This is a genomic window from Streptococcus oralis (genome assembly GCF_002386345.1).
In the GTDB taxonomy this organism is placed as follows: Bacteria; Bacillota; Bacilli; order Lactobacillales; family Streptococcaceae; genus Streptococcus; species Streptococcus oralis_S.
On the sequence record NZ_CP023507.1, the window covers coordinates 851097 to 867271 of the forward strand.

Genomic DNA, 16175 nt, shown 5'->3' on the forward strand with positions numbered 1-16175 from the left:
AGTGCCTTCTTTTTATATGTCTTTTACAATCCAGCAAATTCCTTGATTTCTTGTGCGGACATGGAAGAGTCGCAACGGACATTGATTTGTCCATCTGCAATGTGAACGAAGCCTGGTACAGTTGGGATTCCATAGCGTGAACGGAATTCTTGTAACTCATTGAGTTGGCTTGGTTCTTCACTGTTGATGAAGTAGATGTGAGCTTTAGTTTCAGCTACGACAGCTGACAAGGTACCTGCGAATTTACGGCAGTAAGGGCAAGTTTTGCGACCGATAAAGAAGGTTGCAGTTTCTTTTTTATCAAGAGCTTCTTGTGCACGCGCAACTGTAGTGACTTCAAGGTCTTTAATGTTTTCTAAAAATTGTTCCATGAGATTACCTCGCTTTCATTGATAAGTCTAGTATGCCATAAAGTTTCTAAAAATGCTTAGATTTGATACGAAAAAAAGATGAGATTGGTTGGTCTCATCTTTTATAATTTTTTATTTTACAAACGCATTGATTTCTGCTTCAATGTTGGCAATCTTAGCTTGTGAATCTTCATTGCTTTCACCCACAACGGCAATGTAGAATTTGATTTTTGGTTCAGTACCAGAAGGGCGAACAGCAATCCATGAACCGTCAGCAAGTGTATATTTCAAAACATCACTTGGAGGAGTTGTCAAGTTTGTAACAGTACCGTCAGCAGCAGTAGCAGTTTGAGCCTTGAAGTCTTCTACGACAGTGATAGCTGTTGCGTTCCATTCTTTTGGAGCATTGTTACGGAACTTAGCCATAATGGCTTTGATTTGTTCTGCACCATCAACACCAGAAAGGGTAACAGAGATAGTCTTTTCAGCGTAGTAGCCGTACTCTTTGTAGATTTCTTCGATACCGTCAGCAAGTGTCAAACCACGTGAACGATAGTAGGCAGCAAGTTCAGCAACGACAAGAACGGCTTGGATGGCGTCTTTATCACGTACGAATGGTTTGATTAAGTAACCGAAGCTTTCTTCAAATCCCATCATGTAAGTGTGATTGTGTTTTTCTTCAAATTCTTGAATTTTTTCAGCGATAAATTTGAAACCTGTCAAAACGTTGAACATGGTTGCGCCGTAGCTTTCAGCAATCTTCGTTACCAAGTCAGTTGATACAATTGATTTGCAGAGAGCAGCATTTTCAGGAAGAGTTCCAGCATTTTTGTGTGCTTCCAAGATGTATTTAGCCATGATAGCGCCGATTTGGTTACCTGAAAGGTTGAGATAGCTTCCATCTTTTTGAAGGACTTCAACACCAACACGGTCAGCATCAGGGTCAGTTGCCACAAGAACATCAGCGCCAACTTGACGACCAAGTTCTTCAGCAAGGGCAAAGGCAGCTTGGCTTTCTGGGTTTGGAGATTTCACAGTTGAGAAGTCAGGATCTGCAGTTGCTTGTGCTTCAACGACTTGAACTGAGTCAAATCCAGCTTGAGCAAGAGCACGACGAGCCAACATTTCACCCGTACCATGAAGTGGTGTGTAGACAATCTTCATGTCTTTACCGAATTCTTCAATCAAGGCTGGGTTGATGTTTACGTCCTTAACTTCTTTAAGGTATTCTGCATCAACAGCTTCGCCAATGACTTCAATCAAGCCAGAAGCTTTTTCAGCTTCCACATCAGCAACTTCCACAGCAAATGGATTTTCGATTCCACGAATATAAGTAGTTAAAGCGTCCGCATCGTGTGGAGGCATTTGTCCACCGTCTTCTCCATAAACCTTGTAACCGTTAAATGGAGCAGGGTTATGGCTGGCAGTAATCATGATACCTGCAAAACAGTTGAGGTGACGAACTGCAAATGAGAGTTCTGGAGTGGGACGGAGGCTTTCAAATACGTAAGATTTGATACCGTGTTTGGCAAGAACTGCCGCAGATTCAAAGGCAAACTCAGGTGAGAAGTGACGGCTATCGTAGGCAATTGCTACACCACGTTCTTTTTCATTTCCACCTTTTGACTCAATCAAACGAGCCAAACCTTCAGTTGCTTGACGAACAACATAGATATTGATACGATTTGTACCAGCACCGATCAAACCACGCATACCAGCAGTACCAAATTCAAGATTGGTATAAAAGGCGTCTTCCTTAGTTTTTTCGTCCATATTTTCCAAATCTTGACGAAGGTAGTCTGGAAGATCAGCAAAATCGAGCCATTTTTGATAATTTTCTTGGTAAGTCATAGAGTGTCTCCTTTGTTTATTTGCTTTAATCGCTTTCATTATATCACGATTTGACATTTTAGTAAAACGTTAGCATAACTTAAAATGTAGGAAATTTACTTATGCACTTTAGCGGGAAAATGGTGGGGACTTTGCTTACTTATACTAAGTTAGCGATGAAAATTAATTATTAGATTCTTTATAACATGAAAGTTTATGATTCATTTTGTAGGTTTGTTGAAGAAAAAAATCAAAAATATTGTTATATTCTATTCTTTTTATAAAGAATCCTTTAATGTATCAAATGAACAGATAGAAAAATTTAAGTTAAAACTCTATAAATTTAAGATATTTTGAAAATATCTGGTTTCTGTTTTGATTTTTATTCTGCGTATGGTAAAATATAGTAAATCATTAAAGGAGAAGCCATTATGAAAAAAATTCTTAAGCATTCTGCCTTGCTTTTATCAGCTTTAGCACTGGTTGCCTGTGGAGCTCAAAAAAAAGCAAGCGACAATGGTACAGCTTCAAACTCTAATTTTGAGGTTTCTGTAAAAGACGGTATGTATGTATTGCCTAAAGATGAGGATTCATCATCAACATACCTTGCACTTCAAGTCGAAATCAAGAACAATCGTGATAAACAGTTTAGTTTTACTAGCCAAGATATCACGCTATACAATGAAAAGGATGAAAAATTACAACCAATTCAAGTTTATGAAAGCGACAGTAAAACTAAATTTATGTCATATGGTGACAGTCTTTCTAAAGGAAAGAGCGTTGCTGGTTATGTAGTGTATGAAGTCGATAAGAATGCTAAGTATGAACTTCACTTTGCACCTAGCTTTTACGATGACATCAAAGAAAATTCTAAAAAGAATAACGATGTAGCAATCAAGGTGGATCCAAGTCAGTATGAAGACAATATTGATGAAGCGAAAGATGTAATGAAAAAATATGTCGATGCTGTTTACCTTAATGGGGAAAGCTCTGGTGGTGGAACGAACCTAAGTGCTACTGACAAAAAGTCGCAAGTTGTAGCACTTGCTGATGATAAAAAATCTTCTGATAATAGTGCTGAATTCACAAACGATGCGAAAGCTGATAAAGAAGAGTTTATCAAGAAATTTACAGAGTCATTCGGAAAAGGTTTCTATAACTACAAACCATCTGATTCAGAACTTAGAACATTCGCAGATGCCTACATCAAAGCAAATGCTAAGAGAGCAAAAGTTGATTACAAGGTGAAGACATACTTGCCTGATTATGCTGTTGTTTATGTTAGACCAGAAACAATCGACTTGGATAACTTGAATGTTTATGAATTGAGCCGTAAATTCTACGAAGAAAACAAAGGTAAATATAGCAACTACTCTGAAGCTATGAAAGCTGGTGAAAAATACATTTTAGAAAATGCACCGAGTCAATTTGATTCAACTCCTCTAGACACTAGTGATAACATGAAGAAAGAGGGTTATGAAATTAAAATGACCAAGAAAGATGGAAAATGGACCATCGATACCTCTTCTAAAAACTATGAATTGAAAGATATGGCTCGCACATTCCGTGGAGGCATTGGATACTAAGATGAAAGGTTCGAGTTTATGACTCGAACTTTTTTCATTGCAATTGTGCAAAAGAGAAAAAGATAGTAAAATAGATGTATGATTATTTTACAAGCTAATAAAATTGAACGTTCTTTTGCAGGAGAGGTTCTTTTTGATAATATCAACCTGCAAGTTGATGAACGAGACCGGATTGCCCTCGTTGGGAAAAATGGGGCAGGTAAGTCCACTCTTTTGAAGATTTTGGTTGGGGAAGAGGAGCCGACCAGTGGAGAAATCAATAAGAAAAAAGATGTTTCTCTGTCTTACCTAGCCCAAGATAGCCGTTTTGAGTCTGAAAATACCATTTATGATGAAATGCTTCACGTCTTTGATGACTTGCGTCGGACTGAGAAGCAACTTCGTCAGATGGAACTGGAGATGGGTGAAAAGTCTGGTGAAGATCTGGATAAACTGATGGCGGATTATGATCGTTTATCAGAGAATTTCCGCCAGGCTGGTGGCTTTACCTACGAAGCTGATATTCGAGCGATTTTGAATGGATTCAAGTTTGACGAGTCTATGTGGCAGATGAAAATTGCCGAGCTTTCGGGTGGTCAAAATACCCGTCTGGCACTGGCTAAAATGCTTCTTGAAAAGCCCAATCTCTTAGTCTTGGACGAGCCAACCAACCACTTGGATATTGAAACCATAGCCTGGCTAGAGAATTACTTGGTGAACTATAGCGGCGCCCTCATTATTGTCAGTCACGACCGTTACTTTTTGGATAAGGTTGCGACGGTTACACTGGATTTGACCAAGCATTCCTTAGATCGTTATGTAGGTAATTACTCTCGCTTTGTTGAGTTAAAGGAGCAAAAGCTAGCTACTGAGGCAAAAAACTATGAAAAGCAACAAAAGGAAATCGCTGCTCTAGAAGACTTTGTCAATCGCAATCTAGTCCGAGCTTCAACAACCAAACGTGCTCAATCTCGCCGTAAACAACTAGAAAAAATAGAGCGTTTGGACAAGCCTGAAGCTGGCAAGAAATCAGCCAACATGACCTTCCAGTCGGAAAAAACATCGGGAAATGTTGTCCTGACTGTTGAAAATGCGGCTATTGGCTATGATGGGGAAATATTGTCAGAACCTATCAACCTTGACCTCCGTAAAATGAATGCTGTTGCCATCGTAGGACCAAATGGTATTGGCAAATCAACCTTTATCAAGTCTATTGTGGACCAGATTCCTTTTATCAAGGGAGAGAAGCGTTTTGGTGCCAATGTTGAGGTTGGATACTATGATCAGACTCAAAGTAAGCTAACACCAAGTAATACTGTTCTGGATGAACTTTGGAATGATTTTAAACTGATACCAGAAGTTGAGATCCGCAACCGCCTTGGTGCCTTCCTCTTCTCTGGTGATGATGTTAAAAAGTCAGTCGGAATGCTGTCTGGTGGTGAACGAGCTCGTCTGTTGCTTGCCAAACTTTCAATGGAAAACAACAATTTCTTGATTTTGGACGAGCCGACCAACCACTTGGATATTGATAGCAAGGAAGTCTTGGAAAATGCCTTGATTGACTTTGATGGAACCCTTCTTTTTGTGAGCCACGACCGTTACTTTATTAATCGTGTAGCCACTCATGTACTGGAATTGTCTGAGAGTGGTTCAACCCTCTACCTTGGAGATTATGACTACTATGTTGATAAGAAAGCAGAAGTAGAAGTGAGTCAAGCTGAGGAACTTTTAACTAGCAATCAGGCAAAAGAAGCAAGTTCAGTTAATGACTACCAGGCCCAGAAAGAAAGTCAAAAAGAAGTTCGCAAACTCATGCGACAAATCGAGAGTTTGGAAGCTGAAATTGAAGAGTTAGAAACTCAAAGTCAAGCCATTTCTGAACAAATGCTGGAAACCAACGATGCTGAAAAGCTCATGGAATTGCAGACTGAACTGGACAAAATTAACCATCGTCAGGAAGAAGCAATGCTTGAGTGGGAAGAATTATCAGAGCAGGTGTAAGAAATGGAACATCTTGGAAAGGTATTTCGTGAATTTCGAACAAGTGGGAAATACTCCTTAAAAGAGGCGGCAGGTAAATCATGTTCAACTTCTCAATTATCTCGCTTCGAGCTTGGGGAGTCTGATCTGGCAGTTTCTCGTTTCTTTGAGATTTTGGACAATATTCATGTGACTATTGAAAATTTCATGGACAAGGCTAGGGATTTTCAAAATCATGAACATGTTGCCTTGATGGCACAGATTATTCCGCTTTACTACTCAAATGATATTGCAGGTTTTCAAAAGCTTCAAAGAGAACAACTTGAAAAGGCTAAGAGTTCGACCAATCCCCTCTATTTTGAGCTGAATTGGATTTTGTTACAGGGACTGATTTGTCAAAGAGATGCTCATTACACGATGAGTCAGAGTGATTTGGAAAAAGTAGCAGATTATCTTTTTCAAACAGAAGAATGGACCATGTATGAGTTGATTCTTTTCGGTAACCTCTATACTTTCTACAATGTGGACTATGTAGCTCGGATTGGCAGAGAAGTCATGGAGCGGGAAGAGTACTACAAAGAAATTGGACGGCATCGTAAACTCGTTTTGATTTTAGCTCTTAACTGTTACCAGCATTGTTTGGAAAGCCGTTCCTTTACGGATGCGGACTATTTTGAGGGCTATGTAGAGAAGTTGATTGGAAATGGTATCAAGCTTTATGAGCGCAATATCTTCCATTATCTCAAAGGTTTCGCTTTTTACCAAAGAGACTTGAAAGAAGAAGGTTGTAGTCAGATGCAGGAAGCCATGCATATTTTTGATGTGCTTGGACTTCCAGAGCAAGTGGCTTACTATCAGGAACATTATGAAAAATTTGTAAATGCTTAAATTTCCCAAATAAGGGAAAAATAAAGAGACTCCTTTCGGTTTTGATACAATAGTTTCAAAATTTGAGAGGAGCTTTTTATATGAATCGACATGCAATCCAGTTGATTAGTCGTGGTGCTATTATTAAAATAGGAAATATGCTCTATGATTATGGAAACAGTGTTTGGTTAGCATCAATGGGGACGATAGGACAGACTGTTCTTGGGATTTATCAGATTTCTGAACTCGTCACATCGATTCTGATCAATCCTTTTGGTGGAGTGATTTCAGACCGCTTTTCGCGTCGCAAAATTTTGATGACGACAGACTTGATTTGTGGCGTTCTTTGCTTAGCTATTTCTTTCATCAGAGATGATAGCTTGATGATTGCTGCCTTGATTTTTGCCAATATTGTTCAGGCGGTTGCTTTTGCATTTTCTCGTACAGCCAATAAAGCCATTATAACTGAGGTTGTAGAGAAAGACGAGATTGTGACCTATAATGCTCGTTTAGAGCTCGTTTTGCAGGTTGTAGGTGTTAGCTCCCCTGTACTTTCTTTCCTCGTTTTACAATTTGCCAGTCTCCATATAACGCTTGTTTTAGATGCCATTAGCTTTTTCATCGCATTTACCTTAGTAGCTTTTCTCCCCAAAAAAGAGACTCAGGAACAAGAGAAAAAGACTTTCAGCTGGAAAAATATTTTTGCTGATATGAAGGAAGGGATTCGCTATATTTGGCGACAGCAAGAGATTTTCTTCCTTTTGTTAGTAGCTTCCAGTGTCAATCTCTTTTTTGCAGCTTTTGAATTTCTCCTCCCCTTTTCAAATCAGCTTTATGGAGTAGAAGGAGCTTATGCAAGTATTTTGACTATGGGCGCAGTTGGTTCCATTGTGGGAGCTCTTCTAGCTAGTAAAATAAAGGCAAATGTTTATAATCTTTTGATTCTATTGGCTTTGACTGGAGTAGGAGTTTTTATGATGGGGTTACCACTGCCAACTTTTCTTTCTTTTTCCGGAAATTTAGTTTGTGAACTGTTTATGACGATTTTTAATATTCACTTTTTTACTCAGGTTCAAACCAAGGTTGAGGGGGAATACTTGGGAAGAGTCCTAAGCACCATTTTTACCTTAGCCATCCTATTTATGCCGATTGCAAAAGGCTTTATGACGGTGCTACCAAGTGTCCATCTCTCTTCTTTTCTGATAATTGGAAGCGGTGTTATCATCCTGTCTTGTTTCTCCCTCGTTTATGTGCGAGGTCATTTTGATAAAGAGTTATAATTTCTCTTTTTAAGAAAATATTACACTACAAACCATTTTTCAGTCCTTCTCTATTGTGAGGAGGGCTTGCTTTGTGGTAAAATGGGATTATGAATGAAAGAATGAATGAGTTAGTTGCCTTACTCAACCGCTATGCGACCGAGTACTATACGAGTGACAATCCCTCGGTTTCAGATAGCGAGTATGATCGTCTCTACCGAGAGTTGGTTGAGTTGGAAGCCGCCTATCCAGATCAAGTTTTAGCGGATAGTCCAACTCATCGTGTTGGTGGTAAGGTTTTAGATGGTTTTGAAAAATACAGTCATCAGTATCCTCTATACAGTTTGCAGGATGCTTTTTCACGTGAAGAGTTAGAAGCTTTTGATGCGCGTGTGCGAAAGGAATTACCCCAACCGACCTATATTTGTGAGCTGAAAATCGATGGTTTGTCTATCTCGCTTACGTATGAAAAGGGGATTTTGGTTGTTGGTGCCACACGTGGGGATGGTTCTGTTGGTGAAAATATCACCGAAAACCTCAAGCGTGTCAAGGACATTCCTTTGACCTTGCCCGAAGAACTAGATATCACCGTTCGTGGAGAGTGTTACATGCCACGCGCTTCCTTTGATCAGGTCAACCAAGCCCGCCAAGAAAATGGGGAGCCTGAATTTGCTAATCCTCGTAACGCAGCTGCAGGCACCTTGCGTCAGTTGGATACAGCAGTAGTGGCCAAGCGTAATCTTGCTACTTTCCTCTATCAAGAAGCCAGCCCTTCAACTCGTGATAGTCAAGAAAAGGTCTTGGAGCATCTTGAACAGCTTGGTTTTGTAGTTAATCCTAAACGAATATTGGCTCAAAGTATAGATGAGGTATGGGATTTTATCCAAGAAGTAGGACAAGAACGGGAGAAACTGCCTTACGATATCGATGGGGTGGTCATCAAGGTTAACGACCTAGCAGGTCAAGAAGAACTTGGTTTTACGGTTAAAGCACCTAAGTGGGCAGTTGCCTACAAATTTCCTGCTGAGGAAAAAGAAGCCCAGCTCCTTTCAGTTGACTGGACAGTAGGTCGTACGGGTGTTGTGACCCCAACTGCCAATCTAACACCTGTTCAGCTTGCTGGGACAACTGTTAGCCGTGCAACACTGCACAATGTAGATTATATTGCTGAAAAGGATATTCGAAAAGACGATACGGTTATCGTTTATAAGGCTGGAGATATCATCCCTGCTGTTTTGCGTGTGGTAGAGTCCAAGCGTGTTTCTGAAGAAAAACTAGATATTCCGACTAACTGTCCAAGTTGTGACTCCGATTTGTTGCACTTTGAAGATGAAGTGGCTCTTCGTTGTATCAATCCACGATGTCCTGCCCAAATCATGGAAGGTTTGATTCACTTTGCTTCTCGAGACGCCATGAATATTACAGGGCTTGGTCCATCTATTGTTGAAAAGCTTTTTGCTGCTAATCTGGTTAAGGATGTGGCAGATATTTACCGTTTGAAAGAAGATGATTTCCTTCTTTTAGAGGGTGTCAAGGAAAAGTCTGCTTCTAAACTATATCAGGCCATTCAAGCATCCAAGGAAAACTCTGCTGAAAAGCTCTTGTTTGGTCTGGGAATTCGTCATGTCGGAAGCAAGGCTAGCCAACTCTTGCTCCAACATTTCCACTCTATTGAAAATCTAGCCCAAGCTGATCCTGAGGAAGTAGCAAGTATCGAGAGCTTGGGTAGTGTGATTGCACAAAGCCTTCAGACTTATTTTTCTACAGAAGGGTCGAATATTCTCTTAGACGAGTTGAAAGAAACTGGAGTCAATCTGGACTACAAAGGACAGACACTAGTGGCAGATGCGGCCTTGTCAGGTTTGACAATTGTATTAACTGGTAAATTGGAACGTCTCACACGTTCTGAAGCCAAAAATAAACTCGAAAGTCTAGGTGCCAAAGTCACAGGCAGTGTATCTAAGAAAACGAATCTTGTCGTAGCAGGAGCAGATGCAGGAAGCAAGCTCCAAAAAGCGCAAGAACTTGGTATCGAAGTTCGAGATGAGGCCTGGCTAGAAAGTTTGTAAAGAATAGTTGAAAAATAGATGTCAGATAGTCTGGAACTATCTCTCCTGATGTGTTTTTATACCTATTAAAGCTATTCTCTATTGTGCTGAAATTCCCGCTAAATTCTTCAGCATGACTTTAAGAATTAAAATTAAAATTGAAATTAGAAATTAGGAAAAGAAATGTATAGTTACCCTGTAGTCATCCATTTTCACCGAAAAAATGGGGATTATGCCGCTTGTTCATTCAGTAGAAAACAGGCAGATGTTAAAGAAAATTTGTATTATGAAAATGATTATTTTGGAGCAAAATTCTCCTTTACAGTCACAAGTGCAGAAAGGCTCGATACTTTGACCTTTTCTGTCGAAATAGATGGAAAGACAAAAGACTATCTTCTACGGTTTAACTATTATCCACTGTTGACTGAGGTTTGGATCTTAGATGGTGATGAGACGGTTTATTATTCAGAAAATCCTGCCATTGCAAGTCCTTACTATAAAGATCGAAACCCGTTTTCTTTTGATAAAGCCTTTCACAGTGAAAGTTTTGATCATCATTGGGGATACCAAGGAGAGTTGGGTTATAGTATCTCAGACTACCAGACAAGCTTTAAACTCTGGGCTCCAACAGCTACAGCAGTCCAAGTGGTCGTTTATGAAAATACAAGTAACGACGCGCCGATTTGGAAAACCTTTAATCTAAAGCGAGGGAATAGCTATTCATACAGTCATAAGTACAATACCATTGGTGTTTGGAGTGTAGACCTGGATGAAAATCTTGCAGGTAAAGCTTATCAGTATCAGATTGAGTTTCCGCACCACCAGACTTTGACACGAGATCCTTACACTATCGCTACAAGTCCTGACGGGAAACGTTCTGTCATCCTATCTCAGCAAGATAGACAGGTAGAAGGATTTAAAGTCAAACATGGGACAGATGCTCCTTGGCGTTTGGAAAACCCATGTAAAGCCGTTATCTGTGAGATGCACATTCGTGATTTTACAAAATCACCGACATCTGGAGTTCCAGAAAATCTTCGAGGGACCTTCCTTGGGGCTGCCCAGAGTGGAACGGCTAACCAGTATGGGCAAGCAACAACCTTTGACTATATCAAAGAACTCGGCTGTAATTATGTTCAGCTCCAACCAATCTTTGATCGTCATAAGGAATACGATGAAGACGGAAATGTAACCTATAACTGGGGTTATGACCCTCAAAACTACAATGCGCCAGAACCAAGTTTCTCTAGTAACTCAGATGATCCTGGACAGGTTATTCGAGACCTCAAAACCATGATTCAGGCTTATCATGATGCAGGAATCGGTGTCATTATGGATGTTGTTTATAACCATACCTTCTCAACGGTCGATGCACCTTTCCAAACAACTGTTCCTGATTATTACTATCGTATGAATCCAGATGGAACCTTCCAAAACGGAACAGGTGTTGGAAATGAAACCGCAAGCGAACACGAAATGTACCGCAAGTATATGATTGACTCACTCCTTTATTGGGTGAAAGAATACAATATTGACGGTTTCCGTTTCGACTTGATGGGAATTCATGATGTCAAAACCATGCAGGCAATTCGTTGGGCACTTGATGAAGTTGATCCACGTATTATCACCTATGGAGAAGGTTGGGATATGGGGACCGGTCTTGCACCTTACGACAAGGCCAAGAAGGACAATGCCTACCAGATGCCAAATATTGGATTCTTCAATGATGATCAGCGTGATGCCATCAAAGGAGGAGAAGTTTATGGCTCAATCAAGGCAGGATTTGTTAGTGGTGCAGCTACAGAACCGATTGTAGCCAAAGCTATTCTTGGTAGCCGAGAGTTGGGTTCATATCTTAGTCCCAACCAAGTTCTTAACTACGTGGAAGCCCATGATAATTACAACTTGCATGATTTGTTAGTAACCCTTCATCCAGATCACAGTTCAGATAAGATTATGCGACAGGTTGAGACAGCAACAGCGATGAGCATTCTTATGCAAGGCATGTCCTTTATAGAGCTGGGGCAAGAATTTGGTCGTACCAAACTCCTTGCTACAGGAGAAAATGGCGAGCTAACTGCGGCAGATAGAGAACGGGCCATGAATAGTTACAATGCTCCAGATAGTGTCAACCAGGTCAACTGGGATTTAATCAATGAGAGACAAGAAAGCATTGACTTTATTCGCCAGATTATTCGCCTAAAAAAACAAACACGTGCTTTCTCTTATCCTACATACGAAGAAGTTTATCGTCATGTCTTCGTCCATACAGCTGCTGAAAATAGTGGGTGGATTGTTTACGAAATTCACGGTGGAGCAGAGCACTTATTGGTGGTATTCAATGCCAAGGGAACTTCCTTCTACTTTGAAAATGCGGGAAATCTTGAAATGCTTGTGTCCAACAGTCGTTCTCAAGAGTCTAATGTGATTGATGATATCAGCGTTGCAGTCTTGAAGGTACTTTCATAGTAAATACTACAAAAAGGTTTAGTTAATTCTAGACCTTTTTTGATTTTTATTGAAAAATCAATATCTAATAGGAATAAATTTCAAATAATTTGAAGAATCAAGTTTGTGAAAAAAATATCAATATTTTCCAAAAAGGGGTTGTAATTTTCTGAAAATTTGATAAAATAAGTTTTAATCATTTTCAGGAGGAAGAGAATTTGACACATTATCAGAATTTAGTGAATGGAAAATGGAAATCATCAGAGAATGTAATTGCCATCTATTCTCCCATCAATCAGGACAAGCTAGGTACAGTACCAGCTATGAGTCAGGCTGAAGTAGATGAGGCTATGAAAGCAGCGCGTGCAGCTCTCCCAGCATGGCGTGATTTAGCACCAGTTGAGCGTGCAGCCTATTTGCATAAGACAGCAGACATTTTGGAACGTGATAAAGAGAAAATTGGTACAATTCTTGCTAAGGAGGTTGCAAAAGGAATTAAAGCAGCCATAGGAGAAGTAGTACGTACAGCAGACTTAATTCGTTTTGCTGCTGAGGAAGGACTCCGTATCACTGGACAAGCAATGGAAGGTGGCGGTTTTGAAGCTGCAAGTAAAAATAAACTAGCCGTTGTTCGTCGTGAGCCAGTTGGAGTGGTGTTAGCTATCGCGCCATTTAACTACCCAGTAAACCTTTCTGGATCTAAGATTGCTCCGGCATTGATTGCCGGAAATGTCGTTATGTTTAAACCACCAACACAAGGATCTATTTCTGGTCTCTTGTTGGCTAAAGCATTTGACGAAGCCGGAATCCCAGCAGGTGTCTTTAACACCATCACTGGACGTGGTTCTGAAATCGGAGACTACATCATCGAACACAAGGAAGTGAACTTCATTAACTTTACAGGTTCAACACCGATTGGGGAGCGTATTGGTCGTTTAGCTGGTATGCGCCCAATTATGCTGGAGCTTGGTGGGAAAGATGCAGCAATTGTCTTAGAAGATGCAGATTTAGAAAATGCAGCCAAGCAAATCGTAGGTGGAGCCTTTAGCTACTCTGGTCAGCGTTGTACTGCTATTAAGCGTGTTTTGGTTGTGGAAAGCGTCGCAGACAGATTGGCTGAATTACTCCAAGCTGAAGTTGCTAAGCTAACAGTCGGTGATCCATTTGACAATGCAGATATCACACCTGTTATTGATAATGCTTCAGCTGATTTCATCTGGGGATTGATTCAGGACGCTCAAGAAAAGGGTGCCAAAGCGCTCAGCCCGATCAAACGTGAGAACAATCTCATTTGGCCAGGACTTTTTGATTATGTCACAAGAGATATGAAATTAGCCTGGGAAGAACCATTTGGACCTGTTCTCCCAATTATTCGAGTTGCAGATGCCAATGAAGCACTTGAAATTGCTAATGAATCGGAGTTCGGCCTTCAATCCTCAGTCTTTACAAATGACTTTAAGAAGGCGTTTGAAATTGCTGAAAAACTTGAAGTGGGTACCGTTCATATTAATAATAAAACACAACGTGGACCAGATAATTTCCCATTCCTTGGTGTAAAAGGTTCTGGTGCAGGAGTTCAAGGAATTAAATATAGTATCGAAGCGATGACAAATGTTAAATCCATTGTTTTTGATGTGAAATAATTTATAAAATCAGGAAAATAACTTCCTGATTTTATTTTTTTTAAAAAAATACAGTAGAAAATTGATAAAAAACGAATATTCTGGTATTATAATAAAAAAATATATGGAAATTGTTTCGTGTTCTATTTTCTGGATATCTTTTTTAAAATGCTAGGTAATTTTTTGAAGGCTTTCATAAAAAAATATGATTTCCTTCGTAAATTACTTGAAAGTTATCTTAAAAGAGTGTATAATAGAATTATAGAAAACGCTTACAAAAGAAAGGGGATTGAATGAATAATCAAGAAGCATTAAGAACCTTTACTACAGGTGAGAACTTTCACCTCCAGCATTATTTAGGAGCGCATAGAGAGGAGAAAAACGGAGAAATAGGCTATACTTTTAGGGTTTGGGCCCCAAATGCACAAGCAGTTCATCTAGTTGGTGATTTTACCGATTGGGTTGAGAATCAGATTCCCATGGTTCGTAATGAAGCAGGTGTTTGGGAAGTCTTTACAAGTCAAGCCCATGAGGGTCAGATTTATAAATATCATATCACGCGTGCAAATGGTCACCAGATTATGAAGATCGATCCATTGGCAGTTTATTTTGAAGCTAGACCGGGTACAGGAGCAGTTCTGACCAATATCCGTGAAAAGAAATGGAAAGATGGCCTTTGGTTAGCACGTCGCAAACGTCTGGGATTTTTCGAGAGACCAGTTAATATATACGAGGCTCATGCAGGGTCTTGGAAGAGAAATCCAGATGGTAGTCCCTATACGTTTTCTCAACTGAAAGACGAGTTGATTCCATACTTAGTTGAGATGAACTATACACATATTGAGTTCATGCCTTTAATGGCTCACCCACTTGGATTGAGCTGGGGCTATCAACTTATGGGTTACTTTGCTTTTGAACATTCCTATGGTACACCTGAGGAATTCCAAGATTTCGTTGAAGAGTGTCATATAAATAACATTGGTGTTATCGTAGACTGGGTTCCAGGTCATTTCACTATTAATGATGATGCCTTGGCATATTATGACGGTACACCAACTTTTGAATACCAAGACCACAACAAGGCTCATAACTATGGTTGGGGTGCGCTGAATTTTGACCTCGGGAAAAATGAGGTCCAGTCTTTCCTGATTTCAAGTATTAAATTTTGGATTGATTTTTACCACTTAGATGGTATTCGGGTCGATGCAGTGAGCAATATGCTGTATCTAGATTATGATAATGCTCCTTGGACTCCAAACAAAGACGGTGGAAACCTTAACTACGAGGGTTATTATTTCCTTCAACGTTTGAACACCGTTATCAAGCTTGCTCATCCAGATATCATGATGATTGCAGAAGAAAGTTCATCAGCAACAAAGATTACTGGTATGAAAGAAATGGGCGGCCTTGGGTTTGACTATAAATGGAATATGGGCTGGATGAACGATATTCTCCGTTTCTACGAGGAAGATCCGATTTATCGCAAGTATGACTTTAATCTTGTGACTTTCAGCTTTATGTATGTTTTCAATGAAAACTATCTCCTACCTTTCTCACACGATGAAGTGGTTCATGGCAAAAAGAGTATGATGCACAAGATGTGGGGGGATCGCTACAATCAGTTCGCAGGTCTGCGCAACCTCTACACCTATCAAATTTGTTATCCAGGTAAGAAACTCTTGTTCATGGGTAGTGAGTACGGACAATTCCTCGAGTGGAAGTCCGAGGAGCAGTTGGAGTGGTCTAATCTAGAAGATCCGATGAATGCCAAGATGAAGCATTTCACTTCACAACTGAATCAATTCTATAAAGACAATCGCTGTCTGTGGGAAATTGATACTAGTTATGATGGTATCGAGATTATCGATGCTGATAATAGAGATCAGAGTGTCCTTTCCTTTATTCGTAAGGGCAAGAAAGACGAAATGTTAGTCTGTGTCTTTAACATGGCACCAGTTGAACGTAAGGACTTTACGATTGGTTTACCTGTTGCAGGTATTTACGAAGAAGTTTGGAATACAGAATTAGAAGAATGGGGAGGTGTGTGGAAAGAGCACAATCAAACAGTTCAGACTCAAGAAGGCTTATGGAAGGATTATGAGCAGACTTTGACCTTTACCTTGCCTGCCATGGGAGCAAGCATCTGGAAGATCAAGCGTCGTTTGAAACCAGCTAGGAAAAAAGAATAATGAGCTGTTGATGATAT

General features: G+C 40.0%; 10 protein-coding genes. 8 read left to right on the plus strand and 2 right to left on the minus strand.

The features are described 5' to 3' along the window. Nucleotides 1–23 precede the first annotated feature (23 nt). Nucleotides 24–371: a DUF6568 family protein gene (locus tag CO686_RS04270; RefSeq protein WP_049518755.1), complete on the minus strand. Its 348-nt coding sequence runs from the start codon at nt 369–371 to the stop codon at nt 24–26. Nucleotides 372–482: 111 nt separating this feature from the next. Beyond that, the gene (locus tag CO686_RS04275; protein ID WP_000222125.1) at nt 483–2201 is read right to left on the minus strand and encodes a phospho-sugar mutase; all 1719 of its coding nucleotides are present in this window, start codon (nt 2199–2201) and stop codon (nt 483–485) included. Between the two features lie 410 nt (nt 2202–2611). Here CO686_RS04275 and CO686_RS04280 point away from each other — a divergent pair, with 410 nt between their 5' ends. The 8 genes from CO686_RS04280 (at nt 2612) to glgB (ending at nt 16158) form a co-directional block, all read left to right on the plus strand. After that, nucleotides 2612–3766 carry a DUF4352 domain-containing protein gene (locus CO686_RS04280; RefSeq protein WP_000722099.1) on the plus strand — a complete coding sequence of 385 codons (1155 nt, stop codon included), beginning with the start codon at nt 2612–2614 and terminating at the stop codon, nt 3764–3766. A 78-nt stretch (nt 3767–3844) separates the two neighbouring features. Next, entirely contained in the window at nt 3845–5746 is a 1902-nt protein-coding gene (locus tag CO686_RS04285) for an ABC-F family ATP-binding cassette domain-containing protein (protein ID WP_096753553.1), read from the plus strand. A gap of 3 nt (nt 5747–5749) precedes the next feature. Further along, nucleotides 5750–6613: an Rgg family transcriptional regulator gene (locus tag CO686_RS04290; protein WP_084918348.1), complete on the plus strand. Its 864-nt coding sequence runs from the start codon at nt 5750–5752 to the stop codon at nt 6611–6613. A gap of 80 nt (nt 6614–6693) precedes the next feature. Beyond that, entirely contained in the window at nt 6694–7872 is a 1179-nt protein-coding gene (locus CO686_RS04295; protein WP_070657635.1) for an MFS transporter, read from the plus strand. Nucleotides 7873–7961: 89 nt separating this feature from the next. Next, nucleotides 7962–9920 (plus strand): NAD-dependent DNA ligase LigA, encoded by a 1959-nt coding sequence (gene ligA, locus CO686_RS04300; protein ID WP_096753554.1) that lies wholly within the window; start codon nt 7962–7964, stop codon nt 9918–9920. 162 nt (nt 9921–10082) lie between these two features. After that, a complete protein-coding gene (gene pulA, locus CO686_RS04305) occupies nt 10083–12368 on the plus strand; it encodes a type I pullulanase (RefSeq protein ID WP_096753555.1) in 2286 nt (761 codons plus the stop codon). A gap of 197 nt (nt 12369–12565) precedes the next feature. Further along, nucleotides 12566–13990, plus strand: coding sequence for an NADP-dependent glyceraldehyde-3-phosphate dehydrogenase (locus tag CO686_RS04310; RefSeq protein WP_002880653.1), 1425 nt, complete (start codon nt 12566–12568; stop codon nt 13988–13990). Between the two features lie 272 nt (nt 13991–14262). Continuing rightward, a complete protein-coding gene (gene glgB / locus CO686_RS04315) occupies nt 14263–16158 on the plus strand; it encodes a 1,4-alpha-glucan branching protein GlgB (RefSeq protein WP_096753556.1) in 1896 nt (631 codons plus the stop codon). Nucleotides 16159–16175: the final 17 nt, after the last annotated feature.

What these genes read in the sequence shown, in the direction of transcription:
- glgB (WP_096753556.1), top strand. Translation starts at nt 14,263, where the DNA reads ATGAATAATCAAGAAGCATTAAGAACCTTTACTACAGGTGAGAACTTT.
- CO686_RS04275 (WP_000222125.1), bottom strand. Translation starts at nt 2,201, where the DNA reads ATGACTTACCAAGAAAATTATCAAAAATGGCTCGATTTTGCTGATCTT.
- CO686_RS04290 (WP_084918348.1), top strand. Translation starts at nt 5,750, where the DNA reads ATGGAACATCTTGGAAAGGTATTTCGTGAATTTCGAACAAGTGGGAAA.
- CO686_RS04295 (WP_070657635.1), top strand. Translation starts at nt 6,694, where the DNA reads ATGAATCGACATGCAATCCAGTTGATTAGTCGTGGTGCTATTATTAAA.
- ligA (WP_096753554.1), top strand. Translation starts at nt 7,962, where the DNA reads ATGAATGAAAGAATGAATGAGTTAGTTGCCTTACTCAACCGCTATGCG.
- pulA (WP_096753555.1), top strand. Translation starts at nt 10,083, where the DNA reads ATGTATAGTTACCCTGTAGTCATCCATTTTCACCGAAAAAATGGGGAT.
- CO686_RS04285 (WP_096753553.1), top strand. Translation starts at nt 3,845, where the DNA reads ATGATTATTTTACAAGCTAATAAAATTGAACGTTCTTTTGCAGGAGAG.
- CO686_RS04270 (WP_049518755.1), bottom strand. Translation starts at nt 371, where the DNA reads ATGGAACAATTTTTAGAAAACATTAAAGACCTTGAAGTCACTACAGTT.
- CO686_RS04280 (WP_000722099.1), top strand. Translation starts at nt 2,612, where the DNA reads ATGAAAAAAATTCTTAAGCATTCTGCCTTGCTTTTATCAGCTTTAGCA.